General features: G+C 58.8%; 25 protein-coding genes. 13 read left to right on the top strand and 12 right to left on the bottom strand.

Features of this window, described 5'->3' with window-relative positions; genetic code table 11:
• Nucleotides 1-36: 36 nt before the first annotated feature.
• Nucleotides 37-3,513, top strand: coding sequence for a PAS domain-containing hybrid sensor histidine kinase/response regulator (locus Q0V31_RS18190; protein WP_298190149.1), 3,477 nt, complete (start codon nucleotides 37-39; stop codon nucleotides 3,511-3,513).
• A gap of 54 nt (nucleotides 3,514-3,567) precedes the next feature.
• On the opposite strand, the gene prmB is transcribed toward Q0V31_RS18190, so the two are convergent.
• A complete protein-coding gene (gene prmB, locus Q0V31_RS18195) occupies nucleotides 3,568-4,482 on the bottom strand; it encodes a 50S ribosomal protein L3 N(5)-glutamine methyltransferase (protein WP_298191138.1) in 915 nt (304 codons plus the stop codon).
• Between the two features lie 223 nt (nucleotides 4,483-4,705).
• On the opposite strand from prmB, the gene nhaD reads away from it, so the two are divergent.
• The 5 genes from nhaD to folE all read left to right on the top strand — a co-directional run bounded on the left by nhaD (nucleotide 4,706) and on the right by folE (nucleotide 8,516).
• Entirely contained in the window at nucleotides 4,706-5,995 is a 1,290-nt protein-coding gene (nhaD, locus tag Q0V31_RS18200) for a sodium:proton antiporter NhaD (RefSeq protein WP_298190152.1), read from the top strand.
• 218 nt (nucleotides 5,996-6,213) lie between these two features.
• Nucleotides 6,214-6,810 (top strand): cysteine hydrolase family protein, encoded by a 597-nt coding sequence (locus Q0V31_RS18205; protein ID WP_298190155.1) that lies wholly within the window; start codon nucleotides 6,214-6,216, stop codon nucleotides 6,808-6,810.
• 124 nt (nucleotides 6,811-6,934) lie between these two features.
• Nucleotides 6,935-7,255: a hypothetical protein gene (locus Q0V31_RS18210; protein WP_298190158.1), complete on the top strand. Its 321-nt coding sequence runs from the start codon at nucleotides 6,935-6,937 to the stop codon at nucleotides 7,253-7,255.
• A gap of 68 nt (nucleotides 7,256-7,323) precedes the next feature.
• On the top strand, nucleotides 7,324-7,881 hold the full coding sequence (locus Q0V31_RS18215) for a Smr/MutS family protein (RefSeq protein ID WP_298190159.1): 558 nt from the start codon (nucleotides 7,324-7,326) through the stop codon (nucleotides 7,879-7,881).
• Nucleotides 7,882-7,967: 86 nt separating this feature from the next.
• On the top strand, nucleotides 7,968-8,516 hold the full coding sequence (gene folE / locus Q0V31_RS18220; RefSeq protein WP_298190161.1) for a GTP cyclohydrolase I FolE: 549 nt from the start codon (nucleotides 7,968-7,970) through the stop codon (nucleotides 8,514-8,516).
• 60 nt (nucleotides 8,517-8,576) lie between these two features.
• Here folE and Q0V31_RS18225 read toward each other — a convergent pair whose 3' ends face one another.
• Nucleotides 8,577-8,813, bottom strand: coding sequence for a DUF3820 family protein (locus tag Q0V31_RS18225; protein ID WP_298190163.1), 237 nt, complete (start codon nucleotides 8,811-8,813; stop codon nucleotides 8,577-8,579).
• Nucleotides 8,814-8,958: 145 nt separating this feature from the next.
• Between Q0V31_RS18225 and Q0V31_RS18230 the strand changes: the two genes are divergently transcribed.
• Nucleotides 8,959-9,330, top strand: a complete 372-nt coding sequence (locus tag Q0V31_RS18230; protein ID WP_298190165.1) for a glutaredoxin — start codon at nucleotides 8,959-8,961, stop codon at nucleotides 9,328-9,330.
• A 129-nt stretch (nucleotides 9,331-9,459) separates the two neighbouring features.
• The gene (locus tag Q0V31_RS18235) at nucleotides 9,460-9,861 is read left to right on the top strand and encodes a hypothetical protein (RefSeq protein ID WP_298190167.1); all 402 of its coding nucleotides are present in this window, start codon (nucleotides 9,460-9,462) and stop codon (nucleotides 9,859-9,861) included.
• Nucleotides 9,862-9,880: 19 nt separating this feature from the next.
• Here Q0V31_RS18235 and Q0V31_RS18240 read toward each other — a convergent pair whose 3' ends face one another.
• Complete coding sequence (locus tag Q0V31_RS18240; protein WP_298190169.1) at nucleotides 9,881-10,762, bottom strand: LysR family transcriptional regulator; 882 nt, start codon at nucleotides 10,760-10,762, stop codon at nucleotides 9,881-9,883.
• Nucleotides 10,763-10,858: 96 nt separating this feature from the next.
• Here Q0V31_RS18240 and Q0V31_RS18245 point away from each other — a divergent pair, with 96 nt between their 5' ends.
• Nucleotides 10,859-11,359 (top strand): lactoylglutathione lyase family protein, encoded by a 501-nt coding sequence (locus tag Q0V31_RS18245; RefSeq protein ID WP_298190172.1) that lies wholly within the window; start codon nucleotides 10,859-10,861, stop codon nucleotides 11,357-11,359.
• A 184-nt stretch (nucleotides 11,360-11,543) separates the two neighbouring features.
• On the opposite strand, the gene Q0V31_RS18250 is transcribed toward Q0V31_RS18245, so the two are convergent.
• Nucleotides 11,544-11,963, bottom strand: coding sequence for a hypothetical protein (locus tag Q0V31_RS18250; protein ID WP_298190174.1), 420 nt, complete (start codon nucleotides 11,961-11,963; stop codon nucleotides 11,544-11,546).
• 126 nt (nucleotides 11,964-12,089) lie between these two features.
• On the opposite strand from Q0V31_RS18250, the gene Q0V31_RS18255 reads away from it, so the two are divergent.
• On the top strand, nucleotides 12,090-12,560 hold the full coding sequence (locus Q0V31_RS18255; RefSeq protein ID WP_298190176.1) for an Lrp/AsnC family transcriptional regulator: 471 nt from the start codon (nucleotides 12,090-12,092) through the stop codon (nucleotides 12,558-12,560).
• A gap of 53 nt (nucleotides 12,561-12,613) precedes the next feature.
• Here Q0V31_RS18255 and Q0V31_RS18260 read toward each other — a convergent pair whose 3' ends face one another.
• From Q0V31_RS18260 to Q0V31_RS18270, 3 genes are all read right to left on the bottom strand, one after another.
• Nucleotides 12,614-14,557 (bottom strand): DEAD/DEAH box helicase, encoded by a 1,944-nt coding sequence (locus Q0V31_RS18260; protein ID WP_298190178.1) that lies wholly within the window; start codon nucleotides 14,555-14,557, stop codon nucleotides 12,614-12,616.
• A 128-nt stretch (nucleotides 14,558-14,685) separates the two neighbouring features.
• The gene (locus Q0V31_RS18265; RefSeq protein WP_298190180.1) at nucleotides 14,686-15,288 is read right to left on the bottom strand and encodes a glutathione S-transferase family protein; all 603 of its coding nucleotides are present in this window, start codon (nucleotides 15,286-15,288) and stop codon (nucleotides 14,686-14,688) included.
• Nucleotides 15,289-15,317: 29 nt separating this feature from the next.
• Nucleotides 15,318-16,475 (bottom strand): PLP-dependent aminotransferase family protein, encoded by a 1,158-nt coding sequence (locus Q0V31_RS18270; RefSeq protein ID WP_298190182.1) that lies wholly within the window; start codon nucleotides 16,473-16,475, stop codon nucleotides 15,318-15,320.
• Between the two features lie 110 nt (nucleotides 16,476-16,585).
• On the opposite strand from Q0V31_RS18270, the gene Q0V31_RS18275 reads away from it, so the two are divergent.
• The 3 genes from Q0V31_RS18275 to Q0V31_RS18285 all read left to right on the top strand — a co-directional run bounded on the left by Q0V31_RS18275 (nucleotide 16,586) and on the right by Q0V31_RS18285 (nucleotide 18,997).
• On the top strand, nucleotides 16,586-17,020 hold the full coding sequence (locus tag Q0V31_RS18275) for a MarR family transcriptional regulator (protein WP_298190184.1): 435 nt from the start codon (nucleotides 16,586-16,588) through the stop codon (nucleotides 17,018-17,020).
• Between the two features lie 169 nt (nucleotides 17,021-17,189).
• Nucleotides 17,190-17,801 (top strand): LysE family translocator, encoded by a 612-nt coding sequence (locus tag Q0V31_RS18280; protein ID WP_298190186.1) that lies wholly within the window; start codon nucleotides 17,190-17,192, stop codon nucleotides 17,799-17,801.
• Nucleotides 17,801-18,997, top strand: a complete 1,197-nt coding sequence (locus Q0V31_RS18285) for a benzoate/H(+) symporter BenE family transporter (protein ID WP_298190188.1) — start codon at nucleotides 17,801-17,803, stop codon at nucleotides 18,995-18,997. Before Q0V31_RS18280 ends, Q0V31_RS18285 begins: the two co-directional genes overlap by 1 nt.
• 186 nt (nucleotides 18,998-19,183) lie before the next feature.
• Here the strand turns inward: Q0V31_RS18285 and Q0V31_RS18290 are convergent, their stop codons facing one another.
• The 5 genes from Q0V31_RS18290 to Q0V31_RS18310 form a co-directional block, all read right to left on the bottom strand.
• The gene (locus tag Q0V31_RS18290) at nucleotides 19,184-19,939 is read right to left on the bottom strand and encodes a sulfite exporter TauE/SafE family protein (RefSeq protein ID WP_298190191.1); all 756 of its coding nucleotides are present in this window, start codon (nucleotides 19,937-19,939) and stop codon (nucleotides 19,184-19,186) included.
• Nucleotides 19,940-20,327: 388 nt separating this feature from the next.
• Nucleotides 20,328-21,521, bottom strand: coding sequence for a 3-phosphoserine/phosphohydroxythreonine transaminase (gene serC, locus Q0V31_RS18295; protein ID WP_298190193.1), 1,194 nt, complete (start codon nucleotides 21,519-21,521; stop codon nucleotides 20,328-20,330).
• A gap of 385 nt (nucleotides 21,522-21,906) precedes the next feature.
• Complete coding sequence (locus Q0V31_RS18300) at nucleotides 21,907-23,250, bottom strand: TRAP transporter large permease (RefSeq protein WP_298190195.1); 1,344 nt, start codon at nucleotides 23,248-23,250, stop codon at nucleotides 21,907-21,909.
• Nucleotides 23,243-23,824, bottom strand: a complete 582-nt coding sequence (locus tag Q0V31_RS18305) for a TRAP transporter small permease (RefSeq protein WP_298190197.1) — start codon at nucleotides 23,822-23,824, stop codon at nucleotides 23,243-23,245. The genes Q0V31_RS18300 and Q0V31_RS18305 overlap by 8 nt, the downstream gene beginning before the upstream one ends.
• A 116-nt stretch (nucleotides 23,825-23,940) precedes the next feature.
• Nucleotides 23,941-24,945, bottom strand: a complete 1,005-nt coding sequence (locus tag Q0V31_RS18310) for a TRAP transporter substrate-binding protein (protein WP_298190199.1) — start codon at nucleotides 24,943-24,945, stop codon at nucleotides 23,941-23,943.
• Nucleotides 24,946-25,149: the final 204 nt, after the last annotated feature.

The following is a 25,149-nucleotide window of genomic DNA, read 5'->3' on the forward strand; positions in this document are numbered from 1 at the left end:
TGCGGCAGTCTCTCAACCTTTGTTTTTGGAGTACGCATGACCCTGTCTAGCGGGTTGATCGCCGCAGTTGCGCTGATCTACATGGCCATTCTGTTTGCCATCGCCTTCTACGGCGACCGCCGTGCCGCGCCCATGCCGCCACGGGTGCGGGCCTGGGTCTATAGCTTGTCGCTGGCGGTGTACTGCACCAGCTGGACGTTTTTTGGTGCCGTCGGCCAGGCCGCCGAGCAGCTCTGGTCGTTCCTGCCGATCTACCTCGGACCGATCATCATTCTGGTCTTTGCGCCCTGGGTGCTGCAGAAGATGGTGATGATCAGCAAACAGGAAAACATCACCTCGATTGCCGACTTCATCGCCGCGCGCTACGGCAAATCGCAGCCCCTGGCGGTGGTGGTGGCGCTGGTCTGCCTGGTCGGCGTACTGCCCTATATCGCCCTGCAACTCAAAGGCATCGTGCTCGGCGTCAACCTGCTGATTGGCGCAGGCGCAGGGGCTACGGGCACCAGCGCTCAGGACACCGCGCTGATCGTCTCGCTGGTCCTGGCGCTGTTCACCATTTTGTTTGGCACGCGCAACCTGGATGTCACCGAACACCACCGCGGCATGGTACTGGCGATTGCCTTCGAGTCGCTGGTCAAGCTGCTGGCCTTCCTCGCCGTCGGTGCCTTTGTCACCTATGGCCTGTACAACGGCTTTGCCGACCTGTTTAACCAAGCCAATGCCAGCCCTGCGCTGACGAACTTCTGGGCGGAAACCGTAAACTGGCCGGCGATGATGATGCAGACCGGCCTCGCGATGATCGCCATCATCTGTTTGCCGCGGCAGTTCCATGTGACCGTGGTGGAGAACATCGAGCCCAATGACTTGAAGCTGGCGCGCTGGGTGTTCCCCGCCTACCTGATACTCGCTGCGCTGTTCGTGGTGCCGATTGCCCTGGCCGGGCAGATGTTGCTGCCAAGTGGCGTGACCCCGGACTCCTTCGTGATCAGCCTGCCGCTGGCCGAGGCGCACCCAGCACTGGCGCTGCTGGCCTTTATCGGCGGTGCGTCGGCGGCCACCGGCATGGTGATTGTCGCCTCGGTGGCGCTGTCGACCATGATTTCCAACGACATGCTGCTACCCTGGTTGCTGCGCCGGCAGAACACCGAACGGCCTTTCGAAGCCTTCCGCCACTGGATGCTCACCGCGCGCCGCGTGAGCATCGTGGTGATCCTGTTGCTGGCCTACGTCTGCTATCGCCTGCTCGGCTCCAACGCCAGCCTGGCGACCATTGGCCAGGTATCCTTCGCCGCCATCGGCCAGTTGGCTCCGGCGATGTTTGGCGCGCTGGTGTGGAAACAGGCCAACCGCCAAGGGGTATTCGCCGGGCTGCTGATCGGTGCATTGATCTGGTTCTACACCCTGGTCATGCCCTTGATCGCGCGCAGCTTCGGCTGGCCGATGGAGGCCTTGCCGGGGATCCAAACCCTGCTGTACGGCACCCTAGGCTTTGAAGTCGACCCACTGACCCGTGGCGTAGTGCTGTCGCTGGCCGGTAACTTCTTGCTGTTTGCCTGGGTGTCGTACTTTTCCCGCGCACGGGTAGCGGAATACTGGCAGGCCGGGCGCTTTATTGGCCATGACCTGGGCAACAAACCGAGTAGCCGCAGCATGCTGGCCGTGCAGGTCGGCGATCTGCTGCTGCTGGCCAACCGCTTTGTTGGCGAAGACCGCGCACGCCAGAGCTTTATGCGCTTTGCCTATCGCCAGGGCAAAAGCTTCGACCCCAGCCAGACCGCCAACAGTGACTGGATTGCCCACACCGAGCGCCTACTGGCCGGCGTATTGGGCGCGTCCTCAACCCGCGCGGTGGTCAAGGCCGCCATTGAAGGCCGCGAAATGCAGGTCGAAGATGTGGTGCGCATCGTCGACGAAGCCTCGGAAGTGCTGCAGTTCAACCGCGCGCTACTGCAAGGGGCGATCGAGAACATCACCCAAGGCATCAGTGTGGTCGATCAGTCGCTGCGCCTGGTGGCCTGGAACAACCGCTATATCGAGCTGTTCAACTACCCCGATGGCCTGGTGTATGTCGGCCGACCTGTGGCGGAATTAATCCGTTTCAATGCCGAGCGCGGCCTGCTCGGTGGTGGCGATATCGAAGAGCATGTCAGCAAGCGCCTGTACTGGATGCGTCAGGGTACGGCGCACACCTCCGAGCGTCTGTTCCCCAACGGTCGGGTGATTGAGCTGATCGGCAACCCGATGCCAGGCGGCGGCTTTGTCATGAGTTTTACCGACATCACCGAGTTCCGCGAGGCCGAGCGTGCGCTGAAAGATGCCAACGAGGGCCTGGAGCAACGGGTCAGCGAGCGCACCCATGAGCTGTCGCAACTGAACCAAGCGCTGACCGAAGCTAAACGCGTGGCCGAGACCGCTAACCAGTCGAAAACCCGCTTCCTGGCTGCCGTCAGCCATGACCTGATGCAGCCGTTGAATGCCGCACGGCTGTTTTCCGCCGCCCTCTCCCACCAGGATGACGTGCTGCCTGCGGATGCCCGCGAGTTGGTGCGCCACCTGGACAGTTCGCTGCGTTCGGCCGAAGACCTGATCAGCGACCTGCTGGACATCTCGCGCTTGGAAAACGGCCGTATCACCCCGGACCGTCATGCTTTCGTGCTGAATAATCTGTTCGACACCCTCGGTGCGGAATTCAAGGTGCTGGCCGCCGAACAAGGCGTGGACTTCCGCCTGCACGGCAGCCGCCTGCGCGTCGACAGCGACATCAAACTGCTGCGGCGCATCCTGCAGAACTTCCTGACCAATGCCTTCCGCTACGCCAAGGGTCACGTGGTCCTCGGTGTGCGTCGCCAAGGCCAGCATCTGCGCCTGGAGGTCTGGGACCGCGGGCCAGGCATACCGGACGACAAGCGCCAGGTGATTTTCGAGGAGTTCAAACGCCTGGACAGCCACCAGACCCGTGCCGAGAAAGGCCTGGGCCTGGGCCTGGCGATTGCCGATGGCCTGTGCCGGGTCCTGGGCCACGAGCTGCAAGTGCGCTCCTGGCCAGGCATGGGCAGTGTCTTCAGTGTCACCGTGCCCTTGGCGCTAAAGGCCGACGCACCGAAGCTGGTTGCTGCAGTGGACCATTACGGCCAGCCGTTGGCCGGCACCCAGGTGCTCTGCGTAGACAACGAAGACAGCATCCTCACGGGCATGCACAGCCTGTTATCACGCTGGGGCTGCCAGGTCTGGACGGCGCGTAATCGCCTGGAATGCGAGCACCTGTTGAGTGAAGACGTGCGGCCACAATTGGCGCTGGTGGACTTCCACCTGGATGACGGCGAAACCGGCACCGAGCTGATGGCCTGGCTGCGCACCTACCTGGCTGAGCCGCTTCCCGGCGTGGTGATCAGTGCCGACGGCCGCCCCGAGCTGATTGCCCAGGTGCATGCCGCCGGCCTCGACTACCTGAGCAAGCCCGTCAAGCCGGCGGCTTTGCGTGCCCTGCTAAGCCGCCATTTAACCCTGCGTTAGGACAAACAACGGGGCTGAGCACGCTGCAGCTGCAGCGGCTTTACCCCACAACGACTAGAGACGCGCGCGGAACAAGGCCTGATGTTCACGGCACTGCTCGGCGGCCAGGAGGAATACCCCGTGACCGCCGCGCGTGAATTCCAGCCAGGTGAAATCGACTTCCGGGTACAGGGCTTCGACATGCCCTTGGCTATTACCGACTTCAACAATCAGCACACCCTTCTCGGTTAGGTGGTCGGCGGCTTCAGCCAGCATACGCCGCACCAGGTCCAGACCATCTTCACCACAGGCCAGGCCCAGCTCCGGCTCGTGCTGATACTCGGCCGGCATGTCGGCAAAATCTTCAGCGTCGACGTAAGGCGGGTTCGACACAATCAGGTCGAAACGCTGAGCCGGCAGCCCGTCAAAACCATCGCCCTGTACGGTGTAGACGCGCTCGTCCAGGCCATGCCGTTCGATATTCTGGTTGGCCACTTCCAGCGCCTCAAACGACAAGTCACCGAGCACCACCTCGGCCTCGGGGAACTCATAGGCGCAGGCAATCCCGATACAACCCGAACCGGTGCACAGGTCGAGAATCCGCATTGGCTGCATGGCCAGCCACGGCTCGAAGCGCTGCTCAATCAGCTCGCTAATCGGTGAGCGCGGAATCAGCACGCGCTCATCGACGATAAACGACATGCCGCAAAACCAAGCCTCGCCCAGCAGGTAGGCAGTGGGCACACGCTCATTGATACGCCGCGCGAGCAGCGCATGCAGGTGCGCATGCTCGTCGTCTTCCAGGCGGCAATCGAGGTAGCTGTCGGCAATCTCATAGGGCAGATGCAGGGCACCGAGGACCAACTGCCGCGCTTCGTCCCAGGCATTGTCGGTGCCGTGGCCGAAGAACAGCTCCTCGCCATGAAACCGACTGACCGCCCAGCGAATGTAGTCACGCACAGTGCGCAGGCGGGTTGGGTGGGCATGTATAGCGTCGGTCACGGTAACTCTCCGCAAGAAAAAGTCCGCCATTCTAGCAGCCTGCCACGCTTACCCGCGCCTGGACTCAGCGCCTGCTTATCGGGGTGACGCATAGCTGACTGTAAAGGCCGCCGTAGTCACAAAGTAAACCTGCCTAAGCCTCACGCCACATCGTATAATTTTGTTACCAATTTTCTAACCCTTCCCTACCCCTTCTCAAGAATCCCTAACCATGGTCATAGATCCCTTCTCGCTCACGGGCTTACTCGTGCTGGCGATATTCCTGATTGGCATGACGCTGATTGTTTTTGAAGCACAACTGGAGATGGATAAATTCAAGCCGGCGATGTTCATGATGTCCGGCCTGATCGTTATCGGTGCCCACTACGCGTTTTACGACCCCAATGGCTTCCAGTACTTCCTGCATGCGCAGAATGAAATCAAGGAAGAACTGTTCGGTCTGATCGCCTTTATGGCGTTTATGTGGATGATCGTCGAGCTGCTTAACGAGCGAAATGTGTTCACCGCGCTCAATGGCTACCTGATGCGCAAAGGCCTCGGTGCACGCGGCATGTTCTGGGCCACCGGCGCGCTGTCGGCGCTGCTCTCGCCGTTTCTCAACAACATCACCACGGCGATGATCTTCGGCAAAACGGTGAAGAACATCTCAACCAATCAGCGTTACACGCATATTTCGCTGTGCAACATCGTCGTCGCGTCTAACTCCGGGGTGTGGTTTCTCGGCACTTCGACCAGCCTGATGGTGGTGCTGGCCGGCAAAATCAGCATCGCCGGTTTGTTGCTGCTGATCCCTTCGGCGCTGATTGGCTGGTTGCTGTTCGCCGCCACTCTGCACTTTTTCTACCTACGCAAACTCGATGGGGAGAGCTTGGTCCACCTTGCTGACCCCGCCGAGTCAGCTCTCAAGCCTGGTGGCGCGGGCCTGGCATTGGTTGGCTTCTGCGCCGTATTCGGCGCGGTGCTGTGCAATATTGTGCTGAAAGTCAGCATCGAATTTGCCATCGGCATCGGCCTGGGCATCGTCGCCCTGTACGCCTGGCTGCTGATGCGCCGCGGCATCGAACTGCCCTGGCAGGACCAGCTGCAAAAAGTCGAGTGGAACGCCCTGCTGTTCTTTATCGGCATCATCACCTCGGTGGCGTGCCTCAACCACGTCGGCTGGCTGTCGTATATCTCGCAGCTGTTCGACGTGATGCACCCTACCGCCGTGAACGTGGTGCTCGGCGTGGCCTCCGGGGTAATGGACAACGTGCCAGTAGAAGCGGCGGCGCTGATGTCGAACCCCGAACTGGGGCTTAACCAGTGGGCACTGAATGCGCTGATGGTCGGCATTGGCGGCTCGCTGACGGTGGTCGGTTCAGCCGCTGGGATCATGGCCATGTCACTGGACAAGACCTACAGCTTCGCCGTGCACCTGAAGTTCCTGCCCGCGATTCTGGTCAACTTCTTCGGCTCGCTGGGTATCTGGTACCTGCAGTTCGAGTTGTTCGGCCTGTACTGATAGTGATTCATAAGCTGTGGCGTGACTTAGCGGGCTGGATAACGGCCCCCGGTCACGCGTGAGGCGCAACGCCTTTCCCGGCAATTGCCGGCCCTTGGCAGCCAGGCGAACAGCCCGCCACCCAGGCAGCACATAAGATCATCAGCTGCAATGGTTCACAGAAGTGCGGTACGGGTGGACAATGGCTGGTCTGTCCATGCCAGCTTGGAGCTTCTGCCATGTCCCGCCAAAAAACGATGTTCGCCCTCACTGGCCGTGCCCATGCACCGGCCAACTTGAGTAATGCGACCTTGCTGATCATCGATGCGCAGGAGGAATACCGCAGCGGCGTCTTGCAGTTACCGGGGCTGGATGCGGCACTGGCAGAGATTGCTCAACTGCTCGCCGCTGCACGTCAGCACGGCAGTGCCATCGTCCATATCAAACACCTGGGCATTCCCGATGGCCTGCTCGACCCCCGCGGCCCACGCGGCATGCACCTGCCCGAAGTCGCGCCGCTGCCGGGGGAAATCATTGTGGAGAAGCGCATGCCCAACGCGTTTAATGGCACCGACCTGCATGAGCGCCTGCAAGCGCTGGGGCACCTGGATCTGATTGTCTGCGGCTTTATGACCCACTCGAGCGTCAGCACCACGGTACGCGCCACCAAAGACTATGGTTACCGTTGCACGGTGGTCGATGCCGCCTGCGCCACCCGCGACCTACCGACCCTCGACGACCAGGTAATCAGCGCCGCCGACATGCACCGCGCCGAGATGATCGCCCTAGCCGACAACTTTGCCGCCGTGGTACCGCACGCCAGCGCCCTGATCTAAGCAGCCGCCCAGCGCGCTGCAGTTCGCAACTTGCACATGTACTGGCCGCCACAGTTGAACCACGCCAGTACATGCCGGTCATACCGCCGATAGCCACCGAGGAAATTGGCATGAGGAAATCGGAATGAAATTCTCCGATGGTTTTGATGCACGCCGCCTGCGCCCACGCAATGTCCGCAACTGGCGCTTCCGCCTGGGCGCTGGGCTGGCGGCGCTGTTCGCCACTGTTGGCGTGCTGCTGAGCATGGCCGGCGCCGCCACCCTGCTCGGCCAGCCGGCTGCGCTCGGCCCGCTCAACGACTCGCCGGCCGCTGCCAGCGCATTTATCGTCATCGGTTTGCTACTGCTTTGCGTTGGCGTGCTGCTCTGGCGGCGTTGTCGACGCCGGCTGCATCGCCCCAGCGACCTGAGTATGGCCCCGCACCTGATGAAAAAGCGTGACTGAGCCTGACTGATCCGCACAGCACGAAGGCCTGCAGGTTGGTTACACTAGCGGCCTTCGCGGAGGCCCAGATGCAAGACGACGATATTTCCCTGTTTAAAGCCCAGCTGCACGGCGTCAAACCGATCAAATATGACCGCGCTGACACCGGCAAGCCAAAGACCAACCGTGCGCAACTGGCCACCTTGCGTCAGGCGGCCACCGCGCGTGTGGATTCGATCAAGGTTGACGGCCTGTCCGATCAGTTCGTTATCGATGTCGGCGCCGAAGACCCGCTGTACTGGGCGGCCAATGGCGTGCAAGAAGGTCAGATGCGCAAGCTCAAGCTGGGTCAAATCAGCTTTGAAGGCAGCCTCGACCTGCACGGCATGACCGTCGAAAAAGCCCGCGACACCCTTTGGGAATTTATCGCCGAAGCCAACAAGCTGGAGGTGCGCTGCGTGCGCATCACCCACGGCAAAGCCGTACGCATGGACGGCCGCAAACCGATGATCAAAAGTCACGTCAACACCTGGCTGCGCCAACACCCGCAAGTGCTCGGCTTCACCTCCTGTCTGGCCAAACACGGCGGCACGGGGGCGGTTTACGTGATGCTCAAGCGCACCATGATGGATGGTCGCGACGAATAAGCCCCTGCAACTGGCGGCTGGCGCACTTGCCAGCCTTCTCCCTGCGCCCTACCCTGCGCGCTCTGCAAAGACCTACGAGAGTGTCCATGTCTCTGGAACAGAATTACACCGCGATCCTTGGCCAACTCGGCGAAGACGTATCCCGCGAAGGCCTGCTCGACACCCCAAAGCGCGCCGCCAAAGCCATGCAGTACCTGTGCAAGGGCTATCAACAGACGCTGGAAGAAGTCACCAATGGCGCACTGTTCAGCTCTGACAACAGCGAAATGGTGTTGGTGAAAAACATCGAGCTGTATTCGCTGTGCGAGCATCACCTGCTGCCGTTTATCGGCAAAGCCCACGTCGCCTACATCCCCAACGGCAAAGTGCTCGGCCTGTCGAAAGTCGCACGCATTGTTGATATGTACGCACGCCGCCTGCAGATCCAAGAGAGCCTTAGCCGGCAGATCGCCGAAGCCGTCCAGCAGGTCACCGGTGCCCTCGGCGTTGCGGTAGTGATCGAGGCGCAGCACATGTGCATGATGATGCGCGGCGTAGAGAAGCAAAACTCCTCGATGGTCACCTCGGTGATGCTCGGCGAGTTCCGCGAGAACCCCGCCACCCGCAGCGAGTTCCTCAGCCTGGTTAATAACTGAGCAACGCCTGCGCAATAAAAAACCGGCCGAGCGCCGGTTTTTTATTGCTTAAGCAACAGCCTACTGGCCCTTGAGCGGCACACGCGGCTTGGTTCGCAGCGGGTCGAGCAGGCCAGACAGACCGTTGTGATCGATCTCCTGCATCAACGCCAGCAGCCGACCAATCTCACTTTTAGGGAAGCCCTCGCGGGCGAACCAGTTGAGGTAGTTACCCGGCAAATCGGCGAGCAAGCGGCCTTTGTGTTTGCCGAAGGGCATTTCGCGGGTTACCAGCAACAGCAGATCGTCGGGTTTCATCACGCACTCGCGGGTTGCCTGTGCGCACTCTGGTTTGGCGCGCACCAAGGTGGCGAATTATGCCGTTCAGCCCAGGTGCAGGCCAGCGTCGACAAACTCGGGTAAGCTGCGCGCCCGTGTTTATCGACCCAAGGTTTACCTCAGCATGATTATCAAGGCACTGCGCATCGGCCTCGGCCAGTTGATCATCTTCCTCGACTGGATCAGCCGTCCGGCCAAGCTTAAGCGCACACCTGAAGCCCAGGCCGCCGTCGCGCAAAGCGCCAGCAACCTGGCGCTGTACCAATTCCACGCTTGCCCGTTCTGCGTGAAAACTCGCCGCACCCTGCACAAACTGAACGTGCCGGTGGCCCTGCGTGATGCGAAAAATGACGCCCAGGCACGCAGCGATCTGGAGCAACAAGGTGGCAAGATCAAGGTGCCGTGCCTGCGCATCGAAGAAAACGGCCAGAGCACCTGGCTGTATGAGTCCAAGGCAATCATTGCCTACCTCAACGAGCGCTTCACCACAGCGTGATCAGGCAACCGGGGCCGTTCAACGGCCCCATTGCTCAGCCAACATACCGATCTAAAAACTTTGCCTGCCCCAGCAGCGCAACGTGGCACTCTGGGCAAAAGCCACAAGAGATGGCTATGATCGAACACCATGACGCCCACACCAGCATTACGCCAACCCTGCCCTCCCGGTGCCTGCGACTGCGGGCGTGAGGCGTTGTTGCAAAACGCCGACAGCGACGCGCGCATCCTGCTGCTTACCCGCACCGAGGAAAAGCGCCTGCTAGAGCGCCTGGAAAACCTTGAGAGCCTGGCCGACCTGGAACGGATGCAGCAACGCATCTATGAACAACTGGGCCTACGCGTCGCCGTCGCCCCCGGCTTCAATGAAGTGCGCAGCATGCGCGGCATGGCTATCGAGATCGATTCGCTTCCCGGGCTGTGCCGAAAAACCCGCCAAGCCATCCCCACAGCCATCCGCCGCGCCCTGGAAAAACGCCCAGAGATCGCCTACAGCCTGCTCAACTCCCACGACCTGTTTCGGGATATTTGAGGCGCTGGGTAAAGGCACATCAGCGGCCAACGGAGCAGAAATGCGGCTTAACGCGCTGGATAAGCAAATCAGCCCGGGCCGATAGCGGCCACTCAGCTCGGTGCAACAGCCAAAGGGTATCGACTACCGGCCGCGCCCCTTCAATGACCTTAATGGATTGCGGCCGTGAAAAAGCCAAACGCGCATAGCGCGGCAATACGGTAAAGCCTAGGCCGCGGGACACCGGCTCAAGAATCAGACCGATTTGGTTGGTGAAACCATGCCAAGGGAGGCCGCCGACACCCGGCGCACCAGGGTAATAGCGGCTAAGTAGCCGACCTGCCATGGCCTGGCCATCTGGATGATCAATAAAACCCAGGCGCTCTAGATCAGCCCAACCCTGAACGTTCTCGCCGGCTGGCACCACCAGCTCCAATGGTTCCTCTGCAAAGCGACTCACGCTTAAGCGCGGATCGTCCGGTTTGAGCGTCACCAGGCCAAGTTCAAAGCGGTTGTGCAACACCGCATCAAGAACCTCATGATCCGGGGCAAAACGCTGCCGAATACTCAACCCCGGGTGTGTTTGCTGTAACTCCAGCAACAGTGGATAGAGGGCCAAGCCGATGCTGCCGGGGCAGATCAAGCCGACTTCCCCACGTTCTGCGTCGCGCTCTGACAGGCGCTGCTGCAAGCGTTGGTCGGCCGCATTGACCTCTGCGCAGTATTCGAGCAAAGCGTGCCCGGCAGGGGTGAGTTCGAGCTGACGCGGGCGGCGTATTAACAGCGGGCCCAAACGCTCCTCCAGCCGCTGCACATGCTGGCTGACCGCCGCTTGCGTCAAGTCCAGATGCTCGGCGCTGCGAGTGAAGTTGCCCTGTTCGGCGAGCGTCGTAAAAGTACGCAGCCATTGCGGATTAAGCATAACAATCTCTTATTGAAACCATAACATTATGATTATTTTGATTATGGTTCAGCACACCTAGACTGACCACTAACAACTCAACACGAGGTACTGGTTATGTCTCCCGTCTATCCCCGCAGCTTTTCTCACATCGGCCTGTCGGTCACCGATCTCGACGCAGCCGTAAAGTTCTACACCGAAGTCATGGGCTGGTACCTGATCATGCCCCCGACCACCATCAGCGAAGACGACTCAGCCATCGGCGTCATGTGTACCGACGTATTCGGCGCCGGCTGGGGATCATTTCGCATCGCCCACCTGTCCACCGGCGACCGCATTGGCGTGGAAATCTTTCAATTCCGCAATGCAGTAAAACCAGAGAACAACTTCGAATACTGGAAGACCGGAATATTCCACTTCTGCGTGCAGGATCCGGACGTCGAAGGCCTGGCCGCCAAAGTGGTCGCCGCCGGCGGCAAACAGCGCATGCCGGTGCGCGAGTACTTCCCAGGCGAGAAGCCGTTCCGCATGGTCTATATGGAAGACCCCTTCGGCAACATCCTGGAAATTTACAGCCACAGCTACGAGCTGACCTACGCGGCCGGCGCTTACCAGTAAAGGGGGCCGCTGTAGAGCCAACCAGCCGGGAAGGAAATTAGCGCAAAATGCTGCGCGAGCTTACCCCAGCGCGGAGTTGGGGACTGTGTACGGTGGGCAACACTCACTTGCCCACCTGCCTTCTGCGATTGGCCGCTGTGAGTCCCCAGCGACCAAGGCTAACCGCCTAACAGAGCGGTGTAGATCAACACCCGTCTAAAACACGATGAGCTTGCATGTCGACTACCACGGGCAGCTGCTGAGGGCATGCTGCGGGCGAGATGCCCGCTTGGCTGCACGGCTCGAGCTCGACCGCGAACACGCTGACCAGTGAGCGCATCTTCTGGGCGATGACTTCGGCCCGGTGCCAGCTGATATCGGCTTGCTGCACTTCGATCAGAAACTGCTCCTGGGACTGCTGGACGTTGACCTGCTGGGGCGTCATCAACTGTTGCGCGAAATAGCTGAACAGTCGGCAGAGGGTGTCCGGCTCAGCCTCGGCCAGGATGCGGTACTGCACGTGGGTGCGTGCCGCATTGGCGGCCCAGACATCGGCCCTCGATGGCTCGGCAGCAAGATGACTGAAGTCGACAAAGGGTCGGCTGAAAGCTTCGAGGTTGGCCATGGTCGTTCTCCACAAATAATGTGGAAAATTATTACAGACCTCTAGGGATACTTTTATTCTATGATCGAGCCATAGCCTATTAATTTAGATTGTTTATTCGTAGCTATTAATAAGTGAGGTTTTTTTATGCTCAGCACCTTGGACGCCTATGACCGGCGGATTCTGACCTTGCTGCAGGAAGACTCATCGCTTTCCAGTGCCGAGATTGCCGAACAGGTCGGTTTGTCGCAGTCCCCCTGCTGGCGGCGGATTCAGCGCTTGAAGGAAGAGGGGGTGATTCGCCGCCAGGTGATCCTGCTCGATCGCAAGAAAATCGGCCTGAACACGCAGATTTTCGCCGAGGTCAAACTCAATGCCCACGGCCGCTCCAATCTCACCGAATTCGCCGAGGCCATGCGCGAGTTTCCCGAAGTGCTGGAGTGTTATGTGTTGATGGGCTCAGTGGACTTTCTGCTGCGCATCGTCACTCAGGACATCGAAGCGTATGAGCGCTTCTTCTTCGAGAAGCTCTCACTGGTTCCGGGCATTCAGGAGGTGAACTCGACCGTCGCGCTGTCGGAAATCAAGTCGACCACCAGCTTGCCCCTGTTGGGCTAACGCACCATTGCCGGGCGTGCAGTTGGTAGCTTTAGCGGGTAGCTTCAACCATCCTATAACCGCCCCCGCCCCGCCAAGACCTGCGTCGCCCCTTGGGTTTTCTGGCAGTACCAAAACACCCGACTAACACCCCGAGTAACCGCGACATAGGCCAAGCGCAGGCTTTCATCCTGCATGGCCTGGTCGTAACTGTTGTTGAAAAAGCTCGAGTAGGCGTAAAGCGCATTGCGCAGCGGGTGCGGCTCAGGCGGCATGCAGTCATCGAGAATGATCGCCACCTCGGCTTGCAAACCTTTGGCGCGGTGAATGGTGTAAGCCTTGACCGGCAGTTTCTTGTCCAGTTGCGCGCTGATGGCCTGCAAGGGCTCGTTGCGCCGACTGAGCAGCAACACCGCGTTGCGCTCAGCGCTGTTACGTTCAGCCGCATAGGTGCATTGCTCGTGGATCTGTTTGAGCAGCTCCGGCAACCGCGCCTTGGCATCAAAACGCTGGATCAGCCGCACACCGTGCTCACCGGGCTGAGTAGGCCTGATCGCCTGGCTGGTTTTTGCCTGCTTGTGCCGCACACCGCCGAGCAACGCCTCGCCGTCACGGATGATCGGTTCAATCGAGCGGTAGTTATTGGCCAGGTTCAATACGGCGCTGCATTTGGCCCGTCCTTTACCTGGGAAGTGCCGATCGAAGTCGATAAACAGCTCCGGCGAGCTACCGCGCCAGCCATAGATCGATTGCCAGTCGTCACCAATCGCCATCAGGCTGACGCTGTTGCCCTGCCCCGCCTGAGCGCGCTGCACAGCCTGCAGCCACTGCACGATTTGCGGCGAGATATCCTGAAACTCGTCGATCAGCAAGTGACTGAAAGGCGCCAGCAGCTGCGCCGTAACGCCCTGCCCGCCGGCGTTGAGCCGCGTCGTCAGCTGTGCAAACGCCGCATTGAAGGTCATCACCCCTTGTTCCTGCAGGCAACGCTCGAAGTACGGCCAGAACAGCAGCAACGCCGCGCTAAAGCTGCGCACCTGCTCTGGGCCGCTGAGCGCCTGGGGCGGCAAAGTGCTCAGGTCAATGCCGATGCTCTCGATAAAGCCGGCCTGGGCATAGAACGCCTCATACAGCGGCACGGCACTGAACTCACCCTGCAACTTGAAGGCATCCAGCGGCGCCTTGGGCACACGCTTGGCCTCAGCCAGCGGCAACGGCAGCTGCAAGAGGCTGTGGACCTGCTCACGGAACACTGGCTGCTCGGCATAGCACTGCTGATATGCCTGCTTGAGTAAACGCTGCTGCGCCGTGCGAAGACGCCCCGCCATCAGCGGGTTATCCAGCTCGCGGGCGGCGGCCTGGCGATCATCTAGCTGCTCGAACCAACGCGGATTATCGAGCAGGCTCTTGGCCATGCCGCCCATGGCCGAATGGAAGGTGCGCACCGTCTGACGCGCCTGGGCTGCATCAAAGGGGTAGTTGAAGAACTCCAGCACCTTGAGCAGCCGCTCACGCAGCTCGCTGCAGGAGGCATTGGTGAAGGAGATCACCGTCAACTGCTCAGGTTTGATGCCCAGGTGGCAGAGCATAAAGGCCACCCGCAGCACCAGCGTGGTGGACTTGCCCGAGCCGGCACCGGCGAAGATGCGCGTCAGCGGGTGATGACTAAGGATCATCGCCCACTGCTCCTCCGAGGGCGCACTGAGCACGCCTGCCGTCACGGCACGGGCCACCTGCTCGCGCATGCCTTGGCACTGCGCAGCATCGACAGTGAGCATGGCCGGCCCGTAGATACCCTGAACTCTGGTCGCGGTGCCGGCCCGGCGTGGTTTGGCCGGTTGCTTGGCGTTAGTGGTTTTTGGCTTAGCCGTAGCGGACGACTTCTTGGTGCGTGCGCCAGGTTTCTTCGGCAACGCGTTCGCTTCGCGCTCGGCACGCAGATACGCGGTGGTGTGGGGAAAGTAGCGCGCCAAGGCAGCGGCAAGCCGCCGCTTGTAGCGCTGAACAACAGATGGCATCCGCGACCCAGTCATGTAGATAGATCGTTGAATGATAAGTGCTTTTTAGCCTGAGCTGGGGACGGACAGATAAACCGGCCCAGGCGTCTCAGCCGTCACGGCAACCCCGAACTGTTGTTGATCGGCTGTCAGTCAAGCATGCCGACGTAACGTGGGTGGCTGGCCACCCGCGCCAGCCAGCTGCGCACAGCCGGAAGTTCGGTCAGGTCAAAGCCACCCTCATCCGCCACATGGGTGTAGGCGTACAGGGCGATATCGGCAATCGAGAAATCCTCACCGACCAGATAGGCGGTGCGTTGCAGCTGCTTCTCCATCACCTTGAGCGCCTTGTAGCCGAGCGCCTGGCACGCCTCATACTCTGCGCGCCGTGCTGCAGGCAGGCCCTGATACAGCTGGATAAAACGCGCCACCGCAACATTAGGCTCGTGACTGTATTGCTCGAAGAACTGCCACTGCAGCACCTGCGTGCGCAAGCGCGGTTCGGTCGGCAAAAACGCGCTGCCATCGGCGAGGAAATTCAGAATGGCGTTGGATTCCCACAGGCAGGTGCCGTCTTCAAGCTCCAGCACCGGGATCTTGCCGTTGGGGTTCTTCGCCAGAAAGGCCTCGCTCTGGGTTTCGCCCTTGAGGATATCGATCGCTATCCACTCATACGGCTGATCCAGCAGGTGCAGCATCAGCTTGACCTTGTAGCAGTTGCCCGAACGGTAATCGCCATACACCTTGTACATATCACCCTCTTCTTACGGAACCCGCTTAACTAGCTCGCTTGGGCCTGTCGGATCACCTCGGCCAGACGCTTGAGGCCTTCGCTTAAACGCTCCGGGGCCACGTGGCTGAAGTTCAATCGCAGGTGACCCGGATGAGCATCCGGGTCAATAAAGAACGGCTCGCCCGGCATGAACGCCACGTTCTGCGCCAGCGCTGGGGCCAACAGGGTGCGGGTATCCAGCGGCTGTTTCAGGGTTAGCCAGAAGAACAACCCGCCCTGGGGGATCTGCCAGTCAGCCAGGTCGCTAAAGTGCTCTGCCAGCACCGCCTGCATAGCATCACGGCGGATGCGGTAAAAGTCGCGCAGTTCAGCCAGGTGGCCGCGATATTTCTCGCTACCCAGCCACTGTAATGCCTGCCACTGACCGATGCGATTGGTGTGCAGGTCCGCCGACTGCTTAAGGCGCAGCAGGTAGGGATATAGATCTGGCGTGGCAATCAGGTAGCCGATGCGCAACCCCGGCAGCAGGGTTTTCGACACAGTGCCGGTGTAGATCCAGCTGGCCTTTTGCAAACGGCTAACGATCGGCGTGGCGCTACCGTCATCGAACACCAACTCGCGGTAAGGCTCGTCTTCAATCAGGGTCACGCCAAACTCGTCCAGTAGCGCCGCCACGGCGTCGCGTTTGGCTTCGCTGTAGCGCACAGCCGAGGGGTTCTGGAAGGTTGGGATCAGATAGGCAAACGCCGGCTTGTGATTCTGCAGGCGCTCACGCAACGCATCGAGCTGCGGGCCATCGGCCTCCTGCGGCACGGCGATGCAATCGGCACCGAACAGCTGGAAGGCTTGCAGCGCGGCCAAATAGGTCGGCGCCTCAAGCAGCACTTCGGTACCCGGATCAATAAACAGTTTGCTGGCCAAGTCGAGGGTTTGCTGCGAGCCGCTGACAATCAGCACCTGGCTGGCGTCGCAAGGCACGCCCAAGGCGCGGGCCTCGGCGGCAATCGCCTCGCGCAGCGCCGGCTCGCCTTCACTGGTGCCGTACTGACCCATGCTCGCGGGCATCGCGTCCCACTCGACCTTCGGTAACATCGGCTCGGCGGGCAAGCCGCCGGCAAACGACATCACTTCTGGACGCTGCGCTGCAGCCAGAATTTCACGGATTAGGGAGCTTTTCAGGCGGGCAACACGTTCGGAGAAGGCCATGGATACACCGGTAGCAAAGGCAAATAAAAATAGGTCAAACTGATTGACGGAAACTCTGGTTGCCAGAAACTACGCCGGCCACCACATATACGTCAATAGGCTTGACCTTAATGATTGATTTCAAGAGCACAGCCACTCAGCAAGTGGCCATGGAAGCCTTCTTCTTCGGCTACCAGGCGTTTACCGCCAAAGCCGATGAAATGTTGGCGCGCCGTGGCTTGTCGCGGGTGCACCACCGCATCCTGTTTTTTATCGCCAAGTACCCAGGCTTGAGCATGAAGGAACTGCTCGCCTATCTGGGCGTGAGCAAGCAGGCACTGAATACCCCGCTGCGTCAGTTGCTGGAAATGGGCTTGGTGCAGAGCCTTACCGCCGAAGATGACAAGCGCAAACGCCTGCTCGGCTTTACCGCCGAAGGCACCAAACTTGAAAAAGCCCTGCGCCGTGAACAGAGCAAGCTGCTGCAGCGCGTCTTCGACGAAGCTGGGGAAACGGCCGTCAGTGGCTGGTTACAGGTCAACCAGACGCTGGGCAACATTCGCTAATGGGGCGCGCGCGATGGCTGACACTTACCTGCGCTTAGCGACAGCTTAACTGTACCGCTGCCGCTAACTGGCTAATCAAAACTGTACCTATCATTGCCCGCATTGCTGTACCGCGACGCCCTGGCCATCTGTCCCTAGGCTGATCAGCACTGTCTATGAGTGCCGCACCATGACCCTCGAATTGCTGATTGCCTTCGTCGCGTTTGCCTTTGTCACCTCAGTCACACCCGGCCCCAACAACACCATGCTGCTCGCCTCCGGCGCGAATTTCGGCTTGCGCCGTACCCTGCCGCACATGCTCGGTATTAGCCTGGGCCTGATGCTGCTGGTGCTCTCGGTTGGCCTGGGGCTCGGCCAGGTGTTCGAACAAGTGCCCGTGCTGTACAGCGTGCTGCGTTACGTCGGCGCGGCGTACCTGCTGTACCTGGCCTGGAAGATCGCTAATGCCGGCGCGCCCAGCAGCCAAGCCTCGGCCAGCGGCAAGCCGTTCAGTTTTCTCCAGGCGGCGGCCTTCCAGTGGGTCAACCCCAAGGCGTGGATCATGGCCATTGGTGCCATCACCACCTACACCCCGCAGGAAAATTTCGTGGTCAATGTGCTGCTGATCTCAGCACTGTTTGCCGTGGTCAATTGCCCGACCATGAGCGTCTGGACCGTGCTCGGCAGCCTATTGCGCAACTGGCTGCAGGATGCACGGCGATTGCGCGTATTTAATATCGGTATGGCGCTGCTTTTAGTGGCGTCGCTGTACCCCATCTTCCTCGATAGCGGACTATTTTGATGCACGACTTACAACAGGCGCGCCTGCGGCCGCTGGCCGACACCTCCACCTCAGCGGTAGTCGCCGGCTTTATCGCCATGCTCACCGGTTACACCAGCTCCCTGGTGCTGATGTTTCAGGCTGGCCAGGCCGCCGGGCTGAGCAGCGGGCAGATTTCTTCGTGGATCTGGTCGCTGTCGATTGGCATGGCGATCTGCTGCATCGGCCTGTCACTGCGCTACCGCGCACCGATCATGATCGCCTGGTCGACGCCCGGTGCCGCGCTGCTGATCACCAGCCTGCCCGGCGTGCCGTATGGCGAAGCGATTGGCGCGTATATCGTGGCCTCAGGCTTGATTGTATTGATCGGCCTGACCGGCACCTTCGACCGCATCATGCGGCGTATCCCCGGCTCCCTGGCGGCTGCCCTTCTGGCCGGTGTGCTGTTTAAAATCGGCCTGGAAATTTGCGTGGCTGCCGAACAACAACCGGTGTTGGTAGTAGCCATGCTGCTGGCCTATCTGTTTGGCAAACGCCTGCTGCCGCGCTATGCGGTGCTGGCCGCGCTGATTGTCGGCAGCGTGCTGGCTGGGGTGTTCGGCCTGCTCAACTTCGAACAGTTCGAGTTGCAACTGGCGGTGCCGGAATGGACCACGCCGAGCTTCTCTCTCGCGGCGGCCATCAGCATCGGCATCCCGCTGTTTATCGTCGCCATGGCCTCGCAGAACCTGCCGGGCATGGCGGTGCTGCGCGCCAATGGCTATGACGTACCGGCCAGTCCGCTACTCACTACCACCGGGCTGACCTCGATACTGCTGGCGCCGTTCGGCAGCCACGGTATTCATATGGCCGCCATCAGCGCCGCCATCTGCGCCGGCCCAGAAGCCCATGAAGACCCGAAGAAGCGCTACACCGCCGCGATCTGGTGTGGTGTGTTCTACGGCATCGCCGGTATCTTCGGCGCCACCCTGGCCGCGCTGTTCACCGCCCTGCCAAAAGCCCTGATCCTGTCGATCGCCGCCCTCGCCCTGTTCGCCTCAATCATCGGCGGGCTGACCCAGGCCATGAGCGAGCCAAAAGAGCGCGAAGCGGCACTGATCACCTTTCTCGTGACCGCCTCGGGCATGACATTGTTTTCCGTGGGTTCGGCGTTCTGGGGGATTGTTGCGGGGCTGTTGACCCTGGCGATTCTCAACTGGGGTAAGCGGGAAGCTTGAGTGCTGGGTGTCGATGGGCTCGACCATCCTGCAACGCAGATCGCACTGGCATTGATCACCCGTCAGCACTTAGGCAACCGGCAGAGCCCCCAGGCGAACGATCGTAGTATCTGGAGCGATTCAGCATTCGTTAACAGCCGCGCGTTTCAACCCGCTCGGCTTACCGGTCCTACTGCTGTGTCCGGTTCAGGCCAGCAACTCGCTGGCAGACACCCACAACCCGACCGTGCCCACCAATGCCATTACTGGCAGGGCTACGTATTTAAATGACGACGGTGGCCGCTTGTTGAACAGGTACTGCCCCAGGTGAACACTCAGAAAAACGGGCACTACCAAGACAAGGAACAGATAGAAGCTGGCGGCATCGAAGGTATCACTGAGCACACTGCTGGCGACGATGGCTATCAGTGCCAGCAACTCGGACACGATGAAATACAGAATCATGGTTGCCCGCTGTTGCGGAATCGAAAGGCGACTGGAAAGCATGTAATAGATGATAAGTGGCCCTCCAACTGACGCGGCCGCCGTACATGTGCCAGAGCCTAACCCTATTCCGTAGCGGCTCAGGGGCGAGTTGAAATTCGGTGTCGGCAGTCGAAATGCGAGTAACAGCACAAACAGCAACACCAGTAAGCTCGTGCCGAGTTTCAGCAGCATGGTTGGCAGCACGAAAAGCACCGCCACTCCCAGAGGGATACCCAGCAATGATCCGGTTGTTAGCTGACCGAAGGTGACCTTGTCCGCTTGAGCTTTCGCTTGTTTCCATATGCCGATACTGCATGCCAGATCTAGGGCCAGGATCACCGGCACGCTGAGGCTAGGGTCGAAGGCTAGGTTCATACCGACGATAGCGATGGCGGCAAAACCAAAGCCACTGTAGCCACGCACTAGTGCGGCTAACAGCACAAACGGCAGGGCCGGCAACGCCTGCTCAATCATCATGGAGTTTCCTTACAGTGATAGTTCTCATGCGGCGAATATAGCCATTGCGATGACAATGAGTAGAGCCAGTGCCTCGCATTCATGGCGCCAGGCGGTTCCATGAATTTGATGGGCTAACGCTGCTGGTTAGACCATCGCTCATCTGCCAACTAGTTTTAGTGCTGAGCACAGAAGCTGGCTTATGCAATTTACTGATTTAAATGCAGTAAATGCCCAGACATAAGTTTTGCCGTATTGCTGAGCGGAGCATTTCTGGCGCGGGCACCTTCAGTTCGATTTGTGCAAGCACACGCATTGAGAGTGTAAAAAGTGGCGGTGAATCTGGAGGCTCACATGGCAAGGCAGACAGCCCTGCCGCGTGTATTTCATTGGTTTTCGACGATGCTGGTCAGGCGTTTTCTCTAGCGAACTGTTGCATGAAGTCAGCGAGACGTGTTGCCTCCTCTATGGTGACCCCGTTGTAAAGGCTCGCTCGCAGGTAATCCCCAGCACCGAAAGGCGTCAAAGTGCGCAGCCCGATCATCCCTTCCTCCCAACTCTTGATGAGGAATTTGTTAGTCAACGCCTCGTCGCCGCCCTTAACGTTGAAGGGGATATTCATCCGACTTCTCAGCGCCTTGTTCTGCACTGGGGTGGCATAGAACCCACTGGAGTTATCGATAACCTCGTAGAGCACTTTGGCCTTGGCAATGCAGCGGCGCTCATTTTCGACCACGCCGCCTTCGCGTTCGAGCCAGTCCATAACGAGGCCGACCACTTCAATATTGAAGGTAGCGGGTGTGTTCCAGAGGTTGCCTGCCTCGTTGTTGATGCTGTAGTTGAAAACGCCAGGGCACAGTGGCGAGGCTTTGCCGAGCAGATCCTTGCGCACGACCGTCATGGTCAGGCCAGGGTGGCCGATATTCTTGGAGGCGCAGGCAAAGAGCACCCCAACGCCGTCATCATGCCAGGCGATGGGCTTGGTGCTGAAGTCGGAACTGGCATCCACCACTAGAGGGATATGGCGACGTGACTCCGGCAGCTTTGGCAGCCGATGCAATTCAATACCGTTGACCGTTTCATTGGAGCAGACATAGACAAAACGGCTCTTGGCGTCGATGTTCGCCTCGGTCAGTTCGGGAAAGGTCGTGAATTGGCCTGTCTTGGGGTCGCGCCCATCGACGGTCTGCACCTGGCAGTATTTCTGGGCTTCGTCACGCCCCCGGGATGACCACGTGCCGTTGACCACATAGGTGGCCACGTCGGACTGCGTTTGGCAAAGGTTCAGCGGCAGAGCGGCAAACTGGCCGTGGCCGCCGCCATGGGTGAACAACACCACGTAATCGTCAGGTATCGCCATGACTCTTCTGGCCGAAGCGATAGCGTGATCAAGTATTGTCACGAATTCGGGAGAGCGGTGAGACAGGGCCAAGGAAGTGAGCCCCGGCTTATTGAAATTAGCGGTAATCTCTTTTTCCACCGCTTTGGGCAGTGATGTAGGGCCGGGACTGAAGTTGATGACTGCATCGGAGGGAGCGGTAGTACTGAGTGAGCCAACCAGGGCCGGATGGATCGTTGCATTCCCGTCAGCATTGGTATTCATTTGATTTTCCGACCTCACAATAAAGATGACTTGCTTTCAGCAATAAATCAGCAACTGCTGTCTTATTACTGTTCTGGAGTGCCACGCACCGAGGGATTAAATTGAACTACCTGAAGGCAGGTTTATTTCAAATAAACCTACCAACTGACTAATAAGCCTGCGAGAGACGCTCATCGAGACCCGCAAGCTCTCATTACTGTTCTTAAATTATTATTCGAAACGAGACTGCACTCAGTATCCAATGTCGACGCTTGAGCATTTAGCGCCAACCTATTTTTTCTATGGTGCCAGCCCTATCTGGGCTGGCTCATAGTTTGTTTCCAAATATGAGCCCTGAGCCCTCAATTGATGAGGGCATTGCCAGTCATGCTCTCTACTTGTTGTATCAATAGCCAAGTAGCTTGGGCAGCAACAGCGATATCTGCGGTACGAAGGCAATCACCACTACGGCAAATGTCATGATGAGGGCAAAGGGGATTGCCTTGGCCGTCACCTCTTCCAGCGGGGTTTTGGATATACCCGATGCAACGAAGAGATTTTCGCCCAGTGGCGGCGTCGCAAAACCGATAGACAAGGTGCAGATCATGACGATGCCAAAGTGGGTCGGGTCGATTCCCAGGCTGTAGGCCACCGGCAGAAGCACCGGGGTTAGAATCATGATCGCGGCCAATGTCTCCATAAACATGCCGACGAAGAGCAGGAAGGCGATTATGAGCAGCCAGATCAGATAGATATTATCGGTCAACCCCAGCATCGATTCGGCGACAACGGCCGGTATCTGGTTTTCCACTAGCAGGCGGCCGAAGGCCGTGGCGGTAAACAGGATCAATAGCACCCTGCCGGATAGCCAGGTGGTGGTCTCGAGCGACCGCACGAAGTCGGCCCACTTCAGCTCTTTATGTACAAAGATACCGATGAGCAGGGTGTAGAAAATCGCGATGATGGCGGATTCCGTGGGTGTGAATAAACCCGTGTAGATACCGCCCAAGATGACCAGTGGGGCCAGCATGGACCAAACCCCCGAGCGCATAGCCCTTTTAATCTGCGCGCGTGACCAAGACTCAGAGCTGCCTTTATAGCCGAGCTTTTTACAGTGAAGGTAGTTAAGCACCAGTAGGCTGATGGAAACCGCAATGCCCGGTAGCACGCCAGCGACAAATAGCTTAGGGATCGACACGCTTTCGAAGGTGCCGTATTTAGCGATGGCATCGGCTGGGACGGCCAAGCCCAGAGCCGAGATACCGAAAATCACCATAGGGATAGACGGTGGAATGATGATACCCAGGCCGCCTGACGAGGCAGTGATCGCCGAGGCATACCCTCTGTCATAGCCACGGCGGGTCATCGCCGGGATCATTAGCATGCCGACCGCCGCCGTAGTGGCCGGCCCCGAGCCCGAGATGGCACCGAAGAACATACAGGCAAGCACTGCGGCCGCCGAGATGCCGCCCGTGACCGGCCCGGCAAAGCTTTCGGCTAGGCTCACTAAACGCTTGGAGATGCCAGCGGCCTCCATCAGAGAGCCTGCGAGGATGAAGGCCGGCAGCGCCATCAGTGGGAATGAACCAACTGAATTGAAGGCGATTTGGACCAGCTTGATTGGGTTCTCATCTAGGTACAGGAAGGAAGCCAGTGCCGCCAGCCCCAGCGACACCACTACAGGCGCACCCAGCAGCAGCATCCCTAAGAAAGTTCCAAACAGGATCAGGATTATGGATGTCTCAGTCATGCTTCATCTGGTTCCGATTAGCGGTTTCGATACCTGAGCCTGTTTCCGAGGCATTGGCGTTTATCAGCTTGTTCATCTCTTTCGACTCAGGGTCCTCAATATCGATGCCCTTTACATATTTCAGATAGTTCACTTGAATGAGGCGTACGCTCATCAGGGCAAAGGCAATTGGGAGGATCAAATAGATGTACTTCATCGGAATCCCCAAGGTCTGGGATTTCCAGAATAGGTTCATCTTATTAAATACAAAATCGTAACTCAGATAGAGAAAGTAGCCATTGAAGAAGAGCCAGGCGATGTCGGAAAGAAGCATGCACAAGTGTTTTATTTTTTCGGGCAGCCAGCGGTATTGAAAAGTGACCCGATTATGTGCGGATAACCGGGTGGCATGACTGGCGCCGAGAAAGACAAACCAAATAAACATATAAACGGACAATTCTTCACTCCACGTAATGGAGTAGCCGAATAGTTCGCGGGAAATGATCTGCGCGAACAGCAGAGTGATAAATGCTACCAGCAAGATGCGGCATAGATAGCCTTCAATGTTGTTAGCAATGGATAGAACTGTTCGCATGAATTACAACTCTCTATGGTGGGTTGCTTGTTTACTGTTCAAGACAACACGCCTAATAAACGCAGCACAAAAATCAAACTGACCCCACTGCGCTGGAGTGGGGTCAGCGACAAGTGTCAGATTTCTTGGCGGTTGAGCAGGCGCAATATAGCGTTGACTTTTTCCTTTCCGCCTACTTGTTCATAAAACTTCGGCCAGACCTCGTCCTGGGATTTTTTGACCCATTCGCTCTCGTCTTCGAGCTGGGAGATCTGCATGCCAGATTTCGAGACCAGCTCTTGTTTGATCGCGGCCTCCTTGTTCTTCAGCCATTGCAGACTGAAGACGGTTGATTCCTTGCCAGCCTCCAGCATCGCCTTCTGCACTTCCGGCGATTGCTCCTGGAATAAGGACTCGGAGATGATTAGCGGCTCAAGCTGGAACAAATAGTGAGTTTCAGTCAGGTGCTTCTGAATATCGGCGAACTTCATTGAGTGGATGGCGGCATAGGGGGTTTCCTGGCCGGCGACCACCCCCTGCTGTAGTGCGGTGAAGGTTTCAGACCAGGCAATGGGGGTCGCATTGATGCCCAGCGCGCTATACGTGTCGAGGATGATTTCGCTCTTGGGTACACGGATGGACAATCCATCCAAGTCGCTCAGTTTGGTCACCGCACGCTTGGAGTTGGTCAGCATGCGAAAACCTGAGTAGGTCCAGGCCAGGATGCGCGCATTGGCCTGCTTGATTACTTGCTGATTCAGCTCCTCAGCGATATCGCTGCTGATGACAGCCTCAGCCTGGTCGATGTTCTCGAAGATATAGGGCAGTGCAAGAATGCCGATGGAGGGGCTGAATGGCGCTAGGTTGTTGCTGCCCAGCACGGACATGTCTAGCGTCCCCATGGCCACCTCGTTGACTGTGGCCTGCTCGTCCCCGAGCTGTCCGTTGACGAATAGCGTGGCGCTGTATTTACCGCCAGTTTTCTCCGACAACAACTCCGAGAACTTCAGACCTAACGCCTCCTGGGTGCTACCGCCGCCATCACCGACTGCCATCCTGAACTGCTCTGCCGCGTAGCTGTGGTTAGAGATGATGAGGCCTGCCGCCAACGAAATTGCCTTAAGTAGAGTGCTTTTTTTCATGGTGATATTTCCTTGCATGTAGAGGTTGGTATGAGGTCACTCTTGGTGAGGAAACTGTGGCGATTTCATAACTCTTGATCCTCGAGCCCCTGCGTGGCCTCGCCTCCAGGGGCGGCTTCGGCAGGCACGAGAGAGCTTGTGGCCAGGCGCTTATTTAACTTAATGACAGTCAATTAACTGCTCATAGGGCCAGAGCGCGTTTAT

It is taken from the genome of uncultured Pseudomonas sp. (assembly GCF_943846705.1).
In the GTDB taxonomy this organism is placed as follows: Bacteria; Pseudomonadota; Gammaproteobacteria; order Pseudomonadales; family Pseudomonadaceae; genus Aquipseudomonas.